The sequence below is a fragment of the Paenibacillus diazotrophicus genome, assembly GCF_042610465.1.
Genome location: NZ_JBGJZN010000001.1, coordinates 1,650,160 through 1,667,285, shown reverse-complemented (window position 1 = coordinate 1,667,285; position 17,126 = coordinate 1,650,160). Strand labels below are relative to the sequence as shown.

Sequence of the window (17,126 nt, the reverse complement as noted above, 5' to 3'; positions counted from 1 at the left end):
CCCATTCCGTGCAGAACCGAAATAGAAGATAAAATCTATGACTAGCCGGGGGGTACGTATGAATCGAATAACTATTAAAACCATATGTCTTGCGATGCTGTTCAGTGTAATGCTGCTTCCAACCTTCAGCTTTGCCCAGACTGCTGTTCCAGATCACACCTTGGATGATTATGGGGCAGGTGCATACAAAACCTATAACCCTGAACCCTTAGGAACCACTAATTTTGTGGGCGATAACGCCGGAGTGTTCACACAGGTTACCAGAGATGATCTGAATCAATCCGGCAATCGTTATCAGCTCACAACCCATAGCGGAGTATATGTCGTAACCGTTAAGAATTTGGGAGATAAGAGCCTGGAGGATTACACATATGCTAAGTTCGCATCCATGGGGGCCGGACCGGATGATGTCATGCTTGTGCTGGATGTCAGTGGCGACAACTATTATGTGCTGCAGGGCAAAGGTATCGACGGCATACTGACCAATGACATAGTCAGCGATATTCTGAGTGCGAAGCTTGAACCGTTATTCGCCCAGAAGAATTATGCTGCTGGCGCAACCGCCACGGTTAATGCTTTTTACAGCTTTTTTCTGACCCGGGCAGATAATGCCCTGAATGCCACGACTCCGGCAGTCACAAGCTCTGAACCTGTCCATTCGGAGCCTTTGAGCTTCCAGTCTACACATAGTACCTCAGCTTCAGTATCAGATACGGTAACTTATCCTCTTACCAAATCTGAAGGATATGTAATAATGGCTTTATTTCTCTTAGTGTTTGTCTTTAGCATTGTTTTGGCCTCGCGGCGCAACCGGTATATGGCTCTGTATGGCGTGCCGGTGAATCCATACAGCAACCGTTCCACCGATCACGGTGATGGCGGACCTTCCAGCAGCAACAGAAGCAGCGGTAGTGGCAATGGACGTAATCGCTAGAGAGATATAACCGAATAAATGGGAACATACAAAATTGAGCTGCCCCGAGGCAGCTCTTTTGCATAACAAAGATTTAAGATAGGTTGTGCATCATCCAGTGGCGTTTAGATACTCAATAAAATAAAGTCATATCATAGCTATTGCTCCACCGAAGATCAGTAGTTGTGAATATGAGAGGTTAGAAATTACCCGGATCACCTATCCTTCTATATAATGTTCCAACAATTTAACAAACTGAAACCTTTAATCTGGTAATATCGTCTATGATGGGGTAGATGAGCCGATGCCCATTTCCATTATCAGGCAGTACCAGGGAGGAAATCAAGAAGTGAACTCTTCATCATCTTTACCTCAGCGCAACACCGTCCGCAAGAAGAAGCCCGTTCGTAAACGCAAGAAAAAAAGCTTTTTCCGCACGCTCTCCAGACTTTTTCTATTCTTCATAATCCTGCTGATAGCCGGCGGTGCCTGGCTGTATTTTGCACCTTCTGCCCGGAACACCCGCTATTTGATAGCAGATACGCTAATCACTACACAGCACCGCTATATGGCGAAATATATTATAGGCGAAGATGAATTGAAGGAACGGGTCACAGAATACAATCTGCGGTTTCAGCATATGGGGGACGAGAAGGACACCCACGTGATTAAGGAACCTACAGCCGAAGAACAAGATAAACCGCTGGTTGAAATCGATAAGGTATCCGGCAGTGGTTATACCGGGTATGTGATGACGGTAAATGATCCAACGAAGGTCCGCTTAGGCGTACCTGATACGATAGGCTCAGGTGAAAAAGTAACCAGTATGGTCGCCCGTACGGGAGCCATTGCCGGCGTGAACGGCGGAGGGTTCGCAGACCCCAACTGGAAGGGAAACGGATTTAAGCCAATCGGCCTGGTTATTTCGCAGGGCAAGCTTTTCTATAACGGTCTCGGAGGCAAAAACTCCACACAGATCGTAGGCTTGGACAAGCAGGGCAAAATGATCGCCGGGAACTATACTCTCGAGGAGCTTAGCAAGATGGGGGTGCAGGAGGCGGTATCTTTTCAGCCGCGGATTATTGTGAACGGTAAAGGGTTGATCAAGAATGCAGCCGAAGGCTGGGGGATTGCTCCCAGAACGGCGATGGGCCAGCGTGCTGACGGTGCGCTGCTGTTCGTAGTGATAGACGGCAGACAGCCAGGTTACAGTATTGGTGCGAATCTCTATGATGTGCAGCAGATTATGCTGAAGCATGGAGCGGTGATCGCAGCCAACCTGGACGGAGGATCATCGACTGTTCTGGTGAAAGATAATGAAATTATCAACAAACCCTCCTCCCAATATGGAGAGCGTTATCTGCCCACCGCATTTCTAGTGTTTGAACATCCCGAACAGGCGGATATCAAGAACATCTGGGAAGGCCTCGACCCATCCAAGATTGATGCAGGCAAGAAGCGGAGCCAATAACAAACTGCAAGCACTTCTGGCATCAGGCATGGATGGAACAGTGATTCTATGCTACTATAAGCAGAAACCCAGGTGCCGTTCCTTCCGAGGGACGGCATCTGATGTAACCGGATAGTGATGCATCAGCAAAAAAGTCCTTGCTAAAAGGAGGTACAGGTTTGACATTGCAGCAACTCCGCTATGCCATTGAGATTGCGAACAGCGGCTCGATGAATGAAGCGGCCAAAAGACTTTTTGTCTCTCAGCCAAGCCTCTCCAATGCCATTAAAGAGCTGGAGAATGAGCTGGGGATTACCATCTTTGAGCGGAATAACCGGGGTATTAGCATTTCAGCCGAAGGTGTGGAGTTTCTCGGATATGCCCGGCAGATTATTGAACAGACTGAATTTATGGAGAACCGGTATACCGGCAAGAAACGCAGTCCAATCTACTTTTCCGTATCCACCCAGCATTACCCTTTTGTAGTGGATGCTTTTGTAAAGCTGATGACAGAGAGCAAGGTGCCTGAATATAACTTTAGTCTGAGAGAGACGCAGACCTATGAGATCATTGAGGACGTCAGGACTCTCCGCAGTGATCTGGGCATTCTCTATATCAATGAGAGTAACTATAAGGTGATGAACAAGCTGTTCAGTGACGGGAACCTGAAGTTCACCCCGCTGTTCAACACGAACCCTCATGTATATGTGAGGGCAGGGCATATCCTCGCCGCTAAGGAAATGATCCAGCTGGAAGATATTCTTCCTTTTCCGTACATTACCTTTGAGCAGGGGGAGAACAACTCGCTGCATTTTTCCGAAGAGATGCTCAGCTTCACACAGATTGAGAAAAATATCCAGGTTACCGACCGTGCGACGCTGACCCATCTTCTGCTGGGCAGTGATTCCTACACGGTGGGTACGGGAATAATGGATACCGAGCTGAATGGCGAGGGGCTGGTAACGATTCCTTTTGACAGTCCTGAGGTATTCACCGTCGGCTGGATCGCCCATAAGGACCGCAAGCCAGGTGAGATGATGTCCGCATACATTGATATTTTGAATGATCTGGTATCCCGTAATTACTTCGACCTTAAATCTTTCTTACTCTAAACGCAGGAGGGACGTATGATCAGTCCAGTTACCGGCACCACACGAAATACTCCACCCTTTCGCTACGATATCGTCGGCAGCTTCCTCCGCACAGAGGAACTGAAATCCGCACGCAATCAACGTTTGCATGGAGCAATCACAGACGGGCAGCTTCATGAAGTCGAGAATAGGGAAATATTCAAACTGTTGGAACAGGAAAAGGCTTTGGGACTAAAAGCCGTTACTGACGGGGAATTCCGCCGATCCTGGTGGCATCTCGATTTCTTTCTTGGGATCACGGGTACACAGAAGATCAGTCTGGATCAGGGAAAAGGCGCCAAAGAAACTGTTCAACGTGCTGAAAGCTTCCGGATCGTAGACAAAATCGCCTTCGGGGATCATCCCATGGTTGAAGAATTCATGGAGCTGCAGCAGATGGCTGGCGATACCCTTACCAAAATGACCATTCCTTCTCCGGCATTGTTTCACTTCGTACAGGATTACAACGGCAATGAGATCTACCCGGATCGTGAGACGTTGTTCCGTGATATCATCCAAGTCTATCAGGATGCCATCCAGGCATTCTATGAAGCAGGCTGCCGTTATCTGCAATTGGACGATACAACTTGGGGGACGCTGTGCAGCGGTAGACACAGGGCGCACTTGCGCAGCCGCGGTATTGATCCCGATCAGCTCGCCAAGGATTACGTAAGGCTGATCAATGACAGCATAGCCGGGCGGCCGCAGGATATGACGATTGCACTGCATGTCTGCCGGGGGAATCTCCGCTCTACCTGGTTTGCCGCCGGCGGGTATGAGCCCGTAGCTGAGACGTTGTTTGGACAGGCTGAAGTAGATGCCTTTTTCCTGGAATACGACAATGAACGTTCCGGTGACTTCAATCCGCTCCGTTTCATTCAAGGGCAGCAGGTTGTGCTTGGCCTGGTAACTACGAAACACGGCGGTCTGGAGAACAAAGAGCAGATCATGGCACGTATCGAAGAAGCCGCACAGATTGTCCCGATTGACCAGCTGTGCCTCAGCGCCCAATGCGGATTCGCCTCCTCTGAGGAAGGGAATATGCTGACCGAGGAAGAGCAGTGGGATAAGGTTAGGCTGATTATTGAAACGGCGAATGAAGTGTGGGTTTGATGGAGTAGCAAATATTCTCAGTCAGATTGAATAATGACATACCGTACTAGTTTTGTTATAGTGAATTATATTGAAAAATTACATATCACTTCAGCAATGACGAGAAGAGTAGTTAGGCGGCATAGTTCACAGAGAGCTTCGGAATGGTGAAACGGAGCAGCGGTGTGCCTAACGAAAAAAGTCTCCGAGCTTCATACGGAATTGGGCAACATGCCCAAGGATGCTATGACGGGTTCTCCCGTTACAGAGATAGGGTATAAGCGTAATGGCCGTACCTGAAGAGGCGTGCATGGAGACATGTTCGCGAACAGAGGTGGTACCACGGCGCTGATTACAGCTCTCGTCCTCAAGATGACAATCTTGCGGATGAGAGCTTTTTTGCGTTTACACAATAATTGTTGAGGTGATTATCCATGCATTGGTCCGAAAAAATAGCAAAACGGTTAATCGAAAGCCACCCGGAGCAGCAGACATTTGTATGCGCATCAGGGATCAGTCCATCAGGTCACATCCATATCGGGAATTTCCGGGAGATTGTGACCACTTATTTTGTAAGTAAAGCACTTGAAAAAGCAGGCAAAAAAGTGCGGTTTATTTTTTCGTGGGATGACTTTGACCGTTTCCGCAAAGTTCCGGTTCATGTCGATCCAAGCTTCGGGCAGTATATTGGCAGGCCCTACACGCAAGTTCCTTGTCCATACGGATGCCACAACTCCTATGCGGAGCATTACGAACAGGAATTTGAACAGGCGCTGAGCGCTTTTGGGATCAGACCCGAATTCATCTATCAGAGTAAAGAGTATCAATCCGGCCGGTATGCACCCGGAATTCTTCATGCACTTCAGAGTAGGGGAGAGATCTATGACATCCTGATGTCCTTCAAAACAGGGGAAGCCAGCGAAGCAGAGAGAGCCGCATTTTATCCTGTGAGTGTGTATTGCGGGGATTGTGGCAGGGACTCGACTAGTGTACATTCTTTTGATGAAGAGAAAGAGCACCTAACTTATAGCTGTACATGCGGTCATCACGGTATTGTGTCTGTTGCTAAGGCGGATAATATCAAGCTGCAATGGAAAATCGACTGGCCGATGCGCTGGAATGTGGAGCAAGTACTGTTCGAGCCTGGAGGCCGTGATCATTCATCAGAAACTGGCAGCTACAATGTAGCCTCCGTGATCTCCGAGCGGATATACGGGAATCCACCGCCAATGTATGAGCCTTACGAATTTATTCGAATCAAAGGCAGTTTTGCCAAAATGTCCAGCTCGTCCGGGAACAACTACACCCCAGATGATCTGCTGAAGGTCTATTTACCGGAGAATATTCTGTTTCTGTTTGCCAAATACCAGCCCAATGCTGAGTTTCATATCGGGATGGATGAAGATGTGCTGCGCAATTATACGGAATTTGAACGTTATCGGAAGGCTTACAGTTCCCATACGCTCACTGATGATATTCATTCGGCGGTAGAACTATCGCTGATTCATCCGCTGGACCTGAATACACCTAGCTTCGGCCCTATTGCAGGACTGCTGCCTCTGATTCATTTCGATCAAAATTTGCTGCATGAGATGATGACACATAACGGGGAGGAAGTAGATGTGAACGGGCTTCTGCAAATAGCGGAGCGGGCGGAATATTGGATCAAACACTGGATGCCGCAAAAGCTGGTTACCGTAAATGGCAGCCGTGATATTGCCCTGTATGAAACTTTGGAGACTCATGAACAACAGTGGCTGGAAGCCTTTTGCGGGCTGATTAGAACCGGAGGGATGGAGGATGAGCAGATGATGACAGAGATATACGCGATTTGTTATGACGAGGATAAAAAAGTAATGAAAAACCGTCAAAAACGGTTGTTCACCCTAATCTATCAGCTGGTGCTGGGTCAGGAGACCGGTCCCCGAATCCCTGTACTGATCCAGGCAGTCGGACAGGAGAGGTTACTGGCTTTGCTGGATTTTTAGCGTACACCGGGACTGCCCTTTACGGGATACACAGAGCAGAGGTATAATATATTGGACTGTTTATAATTAATGTTGGAAAGTGAGCGGGAACAATATGGGTCGTAAATGGAATAATATTAAAGAAAAGAAGGCATCCAAGGATGCCAATACAAGTAAGGTATACGCCAAGTTTGGTGTAGAAATTTATGTAGCCGCGAAGAAGGGTGAACCTGATCCTGAATCGAACCGGGCACTAAAAGTCGTGCTGGAGCGTGCCAAAACGTACAATGTACCTAAGGCCATTATCGACCGGGCACTCGACAAAGCCAAAGGCAGCGGTGATGAGAACTACGTAGAACTTCGATACGAAGGTTTTGGACCAAGCGGTTCGATGATCATCATTGACGCATTGACGAACAACGTCAATCGTACTGCTCCTCTGGTGCGTTCTGCATTCAGTAAAAACGGCGGCAATATGGGTGTCAGCGGTTCGGTAACCTATATGTTTGAGCCTACAGCTGTCATTGGTCTAGAAGGTAAAACAGCCGACGAAGTGATGGAGCTGCTGATTGAAGCGGATCTGGATGTGCGTGATGTGCTGGAAGAAGACGATGCTGTCATCGTCTATGCCGAGCCTGACCAGTTCCATGCAGTTCAAGAAGTATTCCGCGGTGCGGGAATTACCGATTTCACTGTTGCAGAGCTGACGATGCTCCCCCAGAACTATGTAGCTCTTCCAGAGGATGCCGAAGCACAGTTTGAGAAGCTGATTGATGCTTTGGAGGAACTGGATGATGTACAGCAGGTCTACCACAACGTAGATTCGGAAGAATAGAATTATTGTACGCATGAGCCGGACAAGCAGATCATGAATCTGCTTATCCGGTTTTTTTGTGCGCACATGTTCATCATTAATCCAGCAACAGCGCATAATCCGCCCCATATCTTGCCACAATAAACTGATGCGACCCATCACCCTACAACTACTTTTCAGGAGGCAATACAATGGATAATCACACCAAACCGGATAAGAATCTGATCAACACCGTAGAGGAGCTGGATCAGGTGGCGGTGACCAGCCAGGAAGCCCAGCAAATGGAACAGAAGAAAAGCGATATCCGCAAGGAAGCGCTGCGGGATGACAAAACCACGTATAAGAAAAACGAACAGAATACGTATAAATGAGCATTTGCAAACACGGATTGGACAAGAGTGGCAGGGAAGGTTCCTGTCACTTTTTTTCGTGTATGGGATGTACAGACTGATATATATAAAGTATTCAAAGAATTCTATGGTACAAGCCCGCGAAATTGTGTATGCTGAAATTTGTTTGTATGACACTTACATACTGGCAGGAGGCTTTTTTGCATTATGGAACATGGCAGTATAGCAATGATTTTGATTTTGGTGATTTGCGGTTTTTTGGCGGGTGTGATTGATTCTGTAGTGGGAGGCGGAGGTCTGATCTCCATTCCAGCGCTGCTCGCTGCCGGCATTCCGCTCCCGCTGCTGCTGGGCAGTAATAAATTAGCCGGGACCATGTGCTCATTCACCAGTACCGCGTCTTTTGTCCGTTCCGGGAAGATCAATTTTGGAATGGTCAAGTTTCTAATTCCGTTCTCACTTGTTGGCGCGGTGGCTGGCTCATTGACCGTCCGGCAAGTACCTTCAGAATTTCTGAAGCCGCTTGTGATCGTGATGCTGGTTGTCATTACGGTCTATACTTTGTTCAAAAAGTCATGGGGTGACGTCTCCACCTACTCCCAAGACAGCAAAAGATCGTTAATAATAGGCATGGGTGTTGCGCTTGTCATTGGATTTTATGACGGATTCTTTGGTCCGGGTGCCGGCTCGTTCCTGATCTTCGCCTTTCTCATGCTGGGATTTGAATTCGTAACGGCCGCAGGCAACGCGAAGGTACTGAATTTTGCCAGTAATATCGCAAGTCTGCTGACGTTTGCCGCATTTGGCTCAGTAAGCTTGTATTATGGCCTGCTGCTGGGCATTCCGATCGTGATCGGTGCTCTAGTGGGTTCAAGAATAGCTATCCGCAAGGGATCCAGCTATATTCGCCCCCTGTTCATCACGGTTACTCTGATCTTGATCGGGAAACAAATATGGGATACGATGCACTGATGCACAAAAGACGATTCAGAAAGGAACACTGATATGACTAAGAAGCTATATTATGATTCGGCCTATTTGAAGGAATGGCAGACCTCTGTTAGTAAAGTGGTAGATCGTGAGGACGGGCATTATCTGATTTTGGAAGAGACGGCTTTCTATCCTCATGGAGGGGGGCAGCCTTGCGACACAGGAACCATAGACGGAATCCTCGTACAGGACGTCATTCTAGAAGAAGACGAGGTCTTGCACAAGGTGGATCGTCTACCCGAAGGAAACCAAGTGAGCTGTCAGCTAGACTGGAACCGCAGATTTGACCATATGCAGCAACACAGCGGCCAGCATCTGTTGTCGGCGGTATTCCTTGAACGGTTTGAAGCAAATACGTTGAGTTTTCACCTGGGGAATGATTACGCAACCATCGACATTGAGCTTCAGGAGCTAACCCCGGATCAGCTGTCTGCTGCAGAGCAGGAAGTCAACCGTCAGGTTGTGCTTGACCACCGAATCGTAAGCTATTTTGTCACCGCTGAAGAAATGGCTAACCTGCCGCTGGTGAAGCTGCCCAAGGTTACAGAGAACATCCGCATTGTAGAGATTGAGGGAGTGGAGCATAACGCCTGCGGCGGGACTCATGTATCTGCTACAGGAGCAATTGGGATGATCAAGCTGGTAAGAGCGGAGAAGCAGAAGGGGAACATCCGGATCACTTTCAAATGCGGCGGGCGTGCACTCGACGAAGCTAACGATAACCAGCGTATCCTTGGCGCGCTTTCTGCGAAGTTCAATACAGGCAAAGATGAAATTATGGACCGGATCGGGAAATGGGAAGCCGAGCAGAATCAACTGCAAGCCGAACTGAGTACACTTAAGGAACAGAATGATCATTATTTGGCCAAAGAGCTCTTGTCTGGACTTGAGTCCGAAGCAAGGGTAGCCGCTCAAGTCTTTGAGGATAAATCCCTTAAGGATTTGCAGAGTCTGGCCATGAAGCTGACTGCTCATACAGAACTTCCCGTGCTGCTGCTGACGGCTGCGGAGAATAAGGTAGTGCTGGCTTCCTGCGGCAATACGGATTTGTCTTGTGGCACCTTCTTCAAAGCCAATCTCGGAGAATTCCAGGGAAAAGGTGGCGGCAGCGACAAAATGGCCCAAGCCGGGTTCCCGGACTGGGAACATGCACTTGGATTCTATGAGTTTGCAAAAGGAAGACTGTAGTATAATAATCACCGGTTATAGAACTGAACGTCATCCCTACGAATAAGATTTTATCTCTCTGTTCAGTGAGATAGCAAAGCCTCTCAGGTCTCTGGGAGGCTTTTGTTGTATAACCTCAACTTAGATAAACCGCTTGCCAACAATACGGCCGGATGTATCTATCTCAAGAAAAACCTCTGCATAAGGATGATAGAAATAGGGGCATAAAGTTTTGTCGGTATACTCCATTTCACCCGTATCAGGATTAAAGATGGATAAGCCATTTTTCGGTCCCCACATTACAATCTTGCCGTTCACTGCAGCAATATGTCCGCGGGGATAATAATGTTTCCCATCGATCAAGGGTTTTGTCCGGTATTCAGGTACTGGAATGAACAGTTTCTTACGTTCCCCGGTTTGCAGATCAAATATAGTCAGAAAATGAGAATAAGGGTTTTCACCGTAATCTTTCGTGTCCTCTTCATCGAATAAATCAATTGCCAGTTGACCCCATACAGCTAAGGTTGAAGAATCGAGCCAGGCTGCCGGTTGATCCCAATCTTCCATGTAGTCTCCGAGCACCCGTAAGGTATCTCCATCCTCTGACTCCCAGCAGTTCGAGATCCAGGCTGGAAGACTCCAGGAGCGTATGGATGCGACAGGCTGCCAGTGCCACCGCGTATCGACGATCCATTTTCCTTGAGGGGAGACATAGATTTTACCGTGAAAATAATCGAGGACTTGTTTCGTGAGCTGTTCTCCACCTTCAGCTAAGGAAACTGTTGACTGACGTGTAGACAGATTCTCACCCGAACGAACATCGAGCAAATCCAGCCGGTTCCATTCTGTACCGTGAATCAACAGTGTCCTGCCCTCATGTTCAGCAAAAGCAAGCGGGAAGGTACATACATCATAATGATAATTGTCCCGAGACAATGACATGATCTGTTTGGAATCTTGGAGATCATACAACGCTGCGTGCTGGCTGAATCTACCCGAAATCGCAGCGAAGCATTCGTCTGCTGAAATTACAATCTGAACAGGTTCCTCCAATATCAAATCGGGTATATCGACATGCAGCAGCATTCTTGCTTGTCCTGTGTGTAAGTCAAATTGCCAGAGATCACTATTCCGATCCAGCGCAAGCAAAGAGACTGCTCCTTCCCCGGTTCCTTTTAACGCCTGGACAGCGACAAGTTGGCCCATACTCGGCACGACTTCAGGAAATTTGATAAGTTCAAACAGCATACTTCGTCCTCCTCAAGGTTGTTCTACTTGTCGCTGTTACGAAAAGATTTCGTATGAAATTTAGTAATATGGCGGAATAGGGTTTGACCCTCATCTGTAATGACAAAATCCTGGCTTAACGGCAGCACCATAGCCCGGTAAGGCTCGGGAATCCAGATGTACTGATGTACGTACGACGTTGGAATAAACCCGCAGTGCTCCCAGAAATGGACCCGTGCCGCATCTTCTTCTGTATCGCCAGCTTCTACTTCGATTAGAACTGCCTGAATGTGATGCTCTTGGACTGCCCAATCGCGGATGATCTCCAGAAACCGTCTTCCTAGACCTTGGCTGCGTAATCGGGTATCTATGGCCAAATAGTCGATGATTAGCATCCGTTCGGCGGCTGGACCGGTAAGACCTGTAACCGCCATCCCGGCGATTTCCCCGTCCAGGTAAACGGCATGCAGCCAGGCGATTTTCTTGTCTAGCATGGCATGCAGGATCTTCACCGGCTTGGCCCCGTGCGGAAAAGCCTCACAGTAGATCGGCTCGATCGCTGCCCACAGTGTATCATCCCACTCTTCGAAAGTCATGAATTCAAGTGTCATTTCAGTCGCCTCCAGAATTATCATAGCAGAGCGGATCTCATGTAGTAAAATCAGGACCTAAAGACATGATTTTGAAACTTTATCCAACGAAGTGCGTCCAATTTGTAAGAATTATGATAAAGGAGACTTTGCGAATGAGGAAATGGAAGCAGTCAATGGGCTACTTAACGGCAGCCTTGTTTTTTGCCTTGAGCACCGGTACAGTACATGCAGCCAGGGAAAGCGGAATTTTATTAAATGACAAAAGCACCACAATGGGCAGCAGTCAAATGATAGTAAAGGGGGCAACATGGGTTCCACTGAAGGAACTGGCTGAGTCTATGGGCTATGCGTTGTCCTGGAATCAGAAGACAAGAGCAGTCGTACTGATACGTCCAGGCCGTGAAGTGACCATGAAGGCAAATTCAAAAACAGCGACTACGAATAGCACGCCTTTATTGCTTGCGAAGGCACCGAATATTCTCAATGGCAAGTTATACGTTCACTTGGTATCAGCTGTAAGTGCTATGGGCGGCAAAACCTGGACAGATAAGAGCACGGGCAACATCATGCTCGTAGATGAACCGAGATTCACTTCTACATCCATTAAGGGCAGGGCCTACTGGGTATCCCAGAAGAGTGGGGAAATCTTCTTTAGATCTTCCACAGACAGCAAGCCAGAGTCCATCGGTACTTTTCAACTGGGTGAATCCCCCTATACCCACTGGCTTCAGATCAAGAATGCAGGGAAGGGCAACGATCTGCTGCTTCTGATCGACAAGCACTACGCAATGTTCAATGATTTCAGTAATAGCTATCAGGCACTCATCCAGAACGGTAAAATAGTGAAGCAAATGAACTATCATACCATTATTCCCTCTTACCCCCATTCTACAGGGCTCCCGTCGGAACAGCTGTACATGACTGACGGCAAGAACGTTCAGTATATTAATGCCGATGGCAGTCTCGGTAAGCTGTTTGAACTGGAGCAGGGAAGCGGAATAACGGGAGACTTCACCGTCGAATACGCGGCTAAAGATGTGCTGCTTGTTCGTGATTTGAAACATACCGGGCTGTTTGCAATCCATACACTTTCTGGAGAATATACGAATCTCAGTGCGGAATTAATCCGTTCTGAGGATCGCAAGGATTGGGACACAGCAGACGGCTCTGACCCTTATGTGTTGACCAAAATGTTGACACTGAAAAAACGCGAAGGGAATGTAATGACCTTCACTTATTCGGCCCTCTCGGACAGTGAAGTGAAGACGGTGGTATACATCCTTAACAAAGAGTAGTTCTTAACTCAACCGATTCGCAATAAAAGATGACCATTTGATGATGTTCTCACTCCTGAGACTGGACCAAGCTCTGCAAACCGATCATAATAGAACAGGAATATATCTCAGAACGGGAGGCTAATTCTATGAACTACCGCAAACTTGGCAATACAGGATTATCAATAAGCGAGGTCAGCTTCGGCACATGGGCGATCGGCGGCGATTGGGGCGTGAGCCGGGATGAAGACGGGTTGAAAGGGCTTAAGCTGGCGATGGAACAGGGCGTTAACTTCTTTGATACTGCAGATGTGTATGGCTCCGGCCATGCCGAGGAGCTGCTCGCGAAGGCAACCAAAGGCAAAGAGGATGAGATCCATATCGCGACTAAATTTTGCCGTGCGGGTGACATCCATGATCCGGAGACATATTCGGAGCGTAAGGTAAGCGATTACTGCGAGCAGAGTCTTCGCCGTCTGAACCGGGAGGCTATAGATCTATATCAGATCCATTGTCCGCCCATTGAGATCCTGCGTGACGGAAGCGTGTTCAAAGTGCTGGACAAGCTGAAGAGAGACGGGAAAATCCGTCATTATGGAGTCAGTGTTGAGACCATTGAAGAAGGACTGCTTAGTCTGGAGTATCCGGGTGTAGAAGCACTCCAGATCATCTTCAATCTGTTCCGTCAACAGCCGGCACTTGCACTGCTGCCCCGGGCGGAAGCTGCAGGAGCGGGAATCCTTGTGCGGCTGCCGCTGGCCAGTGGACTGTTGACCGGCAAATTTAAGGAGAACAGCACTTTCGCTGCCAATGACCACCGGAATTTCAATGCCAACGGAGAGCAGTTCAATGTGGGGGAAACCTTCGCCGGACTTCCGTTTGCAAAAGGTGTGGAGCTCGCGCGGGAACTTGACTGGATTGTGGAAGGACGCGGCAGTATGGCCAGAGCGGCCATGCGCTGGATTCTCGATCATCCAGCGGTCAGCTGCGTGATTCCAGGCTTCAAGAATGAAGCCCAGGTCTCTGACAATCTGGCTGCCTCAGAAGTTCCATCCTTCAGCACAGTTGAAATGGAACGGCTAAGCGCTTTTTACAATACTGAAGTTGCACCGCATATCCGTGGAGGTGTATAGCCTTACAATATGAAGAATTTAACCATCGGACTGCTCGCACATGTCGATGCTGGCAAAACGACATTTGCCGAGCAGCTGCTCTATCATACCCAGGCCATTCGCAGCCGGGGTAGAGTAGATCATAAAGATACGTTTCTGGATACCCATGAGATTGAAAAGGCACGCGGAATAACTGTATTTGCCGATCAGGCTGAATTTGTGCGCGGAGATACGCGGTACTTTCTGCTGGATACTCCCGGACATGTCGATTTCTCACCAGAGATGGAACGTACGCTGCAGGTGCTGGACTATGCCGTGGTGATTGTCAGCGCTGTTGAAGGTGTGGAAGGCCATACAGAAACGGTATGGCATCTGCTGCGCAGTCACGGGGTTCCAACCTTCTTTTTTATCAACAAAACGGACCGTAGGGGTGCAGATCCACAGCGTGTGTACGAAGAAATACTCACCCAGCTTAGTGATGGCGCAATTCTTCTCCCGGAATGGGTAGGTACAGTATTGCCCGAGGAGCTGAAGGTGAGCCTTGCTGAACGTGATGAGCATATTCTGGATGCTTATTTTGAGGGGTCCATGAGTGAATCGGATTGGCAGGCAGCGGTGAGGTCCATGGTCCGTGAGGGTAAGTTATTTCCGTGCATGCAGGGATCAGCATTGCTGGATCTCGGAATCGATTCTTTTCTGGATAAGCTGGAGTACCTGACCTATTCCGATTATGATGCTAGCCTTCCTTTTGCCGGAAGAGTATACAAGATCCGCCATGATGACAAAGGGACCCGCATTACCTATATCAAAGCGCTGCAGGGTATGCTCAAAGTAAGAGATGAGCTGGTTTGCAGGCCTGAGGATGAGGCTGATCCTGAACGGATTACCGGAATCCGTAAAGTAAATGGTGTGAAACATACTTCCGTGGATTGGGCTGCAGCAGGAGAGTTGTTTGCTGTGATCGGTCTGTCGAAGGCGAAGCCGGGCGATGGTGTGGGAGCTTTGCAGGACAGAAGAGACAGCGAACTGGTTCCCACGCTAAAGTCCAAGGTCTTGTTCGAGCCTCCCGTTCATTTGAAGGAGGTTCTGAATGCCTTTCAACTGCTGGGGGCAGAGGACCCGTCACTGAATGTGAGCTGGGATGTGACATTGCAGAAGCTCCATATCCAGGTGATGGGCCAGATTCAGCTGGAGATTCTGGAGCAGATGATGCGGGAACGGTTCATGATCCCGGTAGCTTTTGGCCCGCCAGAGATTCTGTACAAGGAGACGATTGCTGCGGCAGTGTATGGCTGCGGACATTTTGAGCCATTGAAGCACTATGCAGAGGTTCTGCTGAAGCTGGAGCCGGGAGAACGGGGCAGCGGGCTACATTTCATTAATGCATGCCATCCCGATGAGCTTGCGGTGGGTTATCAGCATCAGATCGGACAAGTTCTGCTGGAGAGCGGACACCATGGCCTGCTTACAGGTTCTCCGCTCACCGATCTGCGGATGACGCTTCTTAGCGGAAGAGCGCATAACAAGCATACTCATGGCGGAGATTTTCGGGAAGCGGCGCTGCGGGCCTTGCGTCAGGGGCTTGAACAAGCAGAGAATATCCTGCTGGAACCTGTCTACGACTTCAAAATCAGGATAGACTCAGATTATCTAGGTAAAGTAATGACGGATATACAGCAGGCCAGCGGTACATTTGATCCACCGGAGATAACCGAAAGCAAAGCAGTGGTTACCGGCAAGGTTCCCGTAGCTACTTTTATGAATTACGCAGTGCGACTTGCTTCTATGACCCAAGGAAAAGGGGCTTTATCGCTAAAAGTCTCCGAGTACCAGCCTTGCCACCAGACAGAAACGGTAGTCGCCCTCAAAAACTATAATAAGGATGCTGATCCGGCCTATCCTTCTTCATCAATTTTTTGTTCCAAAGGGCAGTCTTATTCAGTACCTTGGGATGAAGCACAAGAGTATATGCATATCAAAAATGATTTTTTGCCCGTAAGCTGAACGGCGGGGAAATGCTCAGGAGGCTGATGTCGTTATGCGTGAAATAATCGATAAGGTTGCCTGGATTCTGATCCGGGAAGGGCGTGTGCTGGGGGCACGTTCCCATGGTAAAGATACCTATTATTTTCCCGGTGGAAAAAGAGAACCCGGTGAGACGGATGCAGAGACGCTGATCCGGGAAGTGAGGGAGGAGTTGTCAGTAGAAATTCTTCCGGATACTGCTATACGGTTTGGCATTTTTGAAGCACCGGCACATGGCAAAACAGAGGGTATACAGGTGAAGATGACCTGTTTTACCGCCGATTACACTGGAGAATTGTCACCGGCCTCGGAGATTGCCGAGCTTAACTGGCTTGTCTATGAAGACCGGGAGCGGGTCTCGGCTGTCAGCCGGATCATTTTTGATCAGCTACATGAGATGAAGCTACTGGACTAATACTATTGCAATGTGTATGCCCGTTTTAAGCCTTTTTAGGCCTGAGACGGGCTTTGTTTTGTCTATAGAATGCGATACGGTTAAACAGAAATATCTGTTCAGGACATATGTCCTACCGTAAATGGGGATTATGACTTTTAATGAAGACAGAGATAAACATAGAGGAGAGAAGTTATGAAAGGGATTATTTTTGCATTTATCGCTGGGGCTTGTATAACCTTACAAGGAGTAGCTAACGCGAGGATTAGTCAGGATATCGGCACATGGCAGGCCGCAACGATAACGCAGTTCATCGGATTCCTGATGGCGCTAATGATCCTGCTGTTCGTACGCGATGCGAAGAAACAGGGATTCAAGCAGGTCAAACCTTTATATTTGCTGGGTGGTGCGCTGGCCGCTTTTATTATTTTCAGTGAAGTTACTGCAATTCAAGGTATTGGCGTTACGCTGACGATCTCTGCCCTGCTTATTGCCCAGCTCTGCCTGACCTTTGTGATTGATATTAAAGGGTGGTTTGGCGTCATGAAGCAAAAGATGCGGCTTCCGCAATTTATCGGGATTGGTATGATGATTGTCGGTGTGGTCATATTGAAATTCTAAGGACGGG

General features: G+C 48.4%; 16 protein-coding genes and 1 other annotated feature. Of the genes, 14 read left to right on the top strand and 2 right to left on the bottom strand.

Going from position 1 to position 17,126, the window contains the following annotated elements; translation table 11 throughout:
- The first annotated feature begins 58 nt into the window (after positions 1 to 58).
- From ACAN54_RS07600 to ACAN54_RS07560, 9 genes are all read left to right on the top strand, one after another.
- Positions 59 to 934 carry a TPM domain-containing protein gene (locus ACAN54_RS07600; RefSeq protein ID WP_379152636.1) on the top strand — a complete coding sequence of 292 codons (876 nt, stop codon included), beginning with the start codon at positions 59 to 61 and terminating at the stop codon, positions 932 to 934.
- 328 nt (positions 935 to 1,262) lie between these two features.
- Positions 1,263 to 2,384: a phosphodiester glycosidase family protein gene (locus tag ACAN54_RS07595; protein WP_379152634.1), complete on the top strand. Its 1,122-nt coding sequence runs from the start codon at positions 1,263 to 1,265 to the stop codon at positions 2,382 to 2,384.
- A gap of 158 nt (positions 2,385 to 2,542) precedes the next feature.
- A complete protein-coding gene (locus ACAN54_RS07590; RefSeq protein WP_379152632.1) occupies positions 2,543 to 3,475 on the top strand; it encodes a LysR family transcriptional regulator in 933 nt (310 codons plus the stop codon).
- A gap of 15 nt (positions 3,476 to 3,490) precedes the next feature.
- Entirely contained in the window at positions 3,491 to 4,606 is a 1,116-nt protein-coding gene (locus ACAN54_RS07585) for a 5-methyltetrahydropteroyltriglutamate--homocysteine S-methyltransferase (RefSeq protein ID WP_379152630.1), read from the top strand.
- An 87-nt stretch (positions 4,607 to 4,693) separates the two neighbouring features.
- Positions 4,694 to 4,957 (top strand) — a binding site (T-box leader).
- Positions 4,958 to 5,019: 62 nt separating this feature from the next.
- The gene (lysS, locus tag ACAN54_RS07580) at positions 5,020 to 6,573 is read left to right on the top strand and encodes a lysine--tRNA ligase (protein WP_379152629.1); all 1,554 of its coding nucleotides are present in this window, start codon (positions 5,020 to 5,022) and stop codon (positions 6,571 to 6,573) included.
- A gap of 94 nt (positions 6,574 to 6,667) precedes the next feature.
- Positions 6,668 to 7,387: a YebC/PmpR family DNA-binding transcriptional regulator gene (locus ACAN54_RS07575; RefSeq protein WP_379152628.1), complete on the top strand. Its 720-nt coding sequence runs from the start codon at positions 6,668 to 6,670 to the stop codon at positions 7,385 to 7,387.
- A 170-nt stretch (positions 7,388 to 7,557) separates the two neighbouring features.
- Positions 7,558 to 7,737 carry a hypothetical protein gene (locus ACAN54_RS07570; protein WP_379152626.1) on the top strand — a complete coding sequence of 60 codons (180 nt, stop codon included), beginning with the start codon at positions 7,558 to 7,560 and terminating at the stop codon, positions 7,735 to 7,737.
- A gap of 186 nt (positions 7,738 to 7,923) precedes the next feature.
- Positions 7,924 to 8,688 carry a TSUP family transporter gene (locus tag ACAN54_RS07565; RefSeq protein ID WP_379152624.1) on the top strand — a complete coding sequence of 255 codons (765 nt, stop codon included), beginning with the start codon at positions 7,924 to 7,926 and terminating at the stop codon, positions 8,686 to 8,688.
- Positions 8,689 to 8,721: 33 nt separating this feature from the next.
- A complete protein-coding gene (locus tag ACAN54_RS07560) occupies positions 8,722 to 9,894 on the top strand; it encodes an alanyl-tRNA editing protein (RefSeq protein ID WP_379152621.1) in 1,173 nt (390 codons plus the stop codon).
- A 120-nt stretch (positions 9,895 to 10,014) separates the two neighbouring features.
- Here ACAN54_RS07560 and ACAN54_RS07555 read toward each other — a convergent pair whose 3' ends face one another.
- Together ACAN54_RS07555 and ACAN54_RS07550 are read right to left on the bottom strand one after the other, a co-directional pair.
- Positions 10,015 to 11,121, bottom strand: a complete 1,107-nt coding sequence (locus ACAN54_RS07555) for a hypothetical protein (RefSeq protein ID WP_379152618.1) — start codon at positions 11,119 to 11,121, stop codon at positions 10,015 to 10,017.
- A gap of 23 nt (positions 11,122 to 11,144) precedes the next feature.
- The gene (locus tag ACAN54_RS07550; protein ID WP_379152615.1) at positions 11,145 to 11,711 is read right to left on the bottom strand and encodes a GNAT family N-acetyltransferase; all 567 of its coding nucleotides are present in this window, start codon (positions 11,709 to 11,711) and stop codon (positions 11,145 to 11,147) included.
- A 134-nt stretch (positions 11,712 to 11,845) separates the two neighbouring features.
- Here ACAN54_RS07550 and ACAN54_RS07545 point away from each other — a divergent pair, with 134 nt between their 5' ends.
- The 5 genes from ACAN54_RS07545 to ACAN54_RS07525 all read left to right on the top strand — a co-directional run bounded on the left by ACAN54_RS07545 (position 11,846) and on the right by ACAN54_RS07525 (position 17,119).
- Entirely contained in the window at positions 11,846 to 12,988 is a 1,143-nt protein-coding gene (locus ACAN54_RS07545; RefSeq protein ID WP_379152612.1) for a copper amine oxidase N-terminal domain-containing protein, read from the top strand.
- 128 nt (positions 12,989 to 13,116) lie between these two features.
- Entirely contained in the window at positions 13,117 to 14,100 is a 984-nt protein-coding gene (locus ACAN54_RS07540) for an aldo/keto reductase (protein WP_379152609.1), read from the top strand.
- Positions 14,101 to 14,109: 9 nt separating this feature from the next.
- A complete protein-coding gene (locus ACAN54_RS07535) occupies positions 14,110 to 16,083 on the top strand; it encodes a GTP-binding protein (protein ID WP_379152605.1) in 1,974 nt (657 codons plus the stop codon).
- Positions 16,084 to 16,117: 34 nt separating this feature from the next.
- Complete coding sequence (locus ACAN54_RS07530; protein WP_379152601.1) at positions 16,118 to 16,519, top strand: NUDIX hydrolase; 402 nt, start codon at positions 16,118 to 16,120, stop codon at positions 16,517 to 16,519.
- Between the two features lie 174 nt (positions 16,520 to 16,693).
- A complete protein-coding gene (locus ACAN54_RS07525; RefSeq protein WP_379152598.1) occupies positions 16,694 to 17,119 on the top strand; it encodes a DMT family transporter in 426 nt (141 codons plus the stop codon).
- The last annotated feature ends 7 nt before the right edge of the window (positions 17,120 to 17,126 follow it).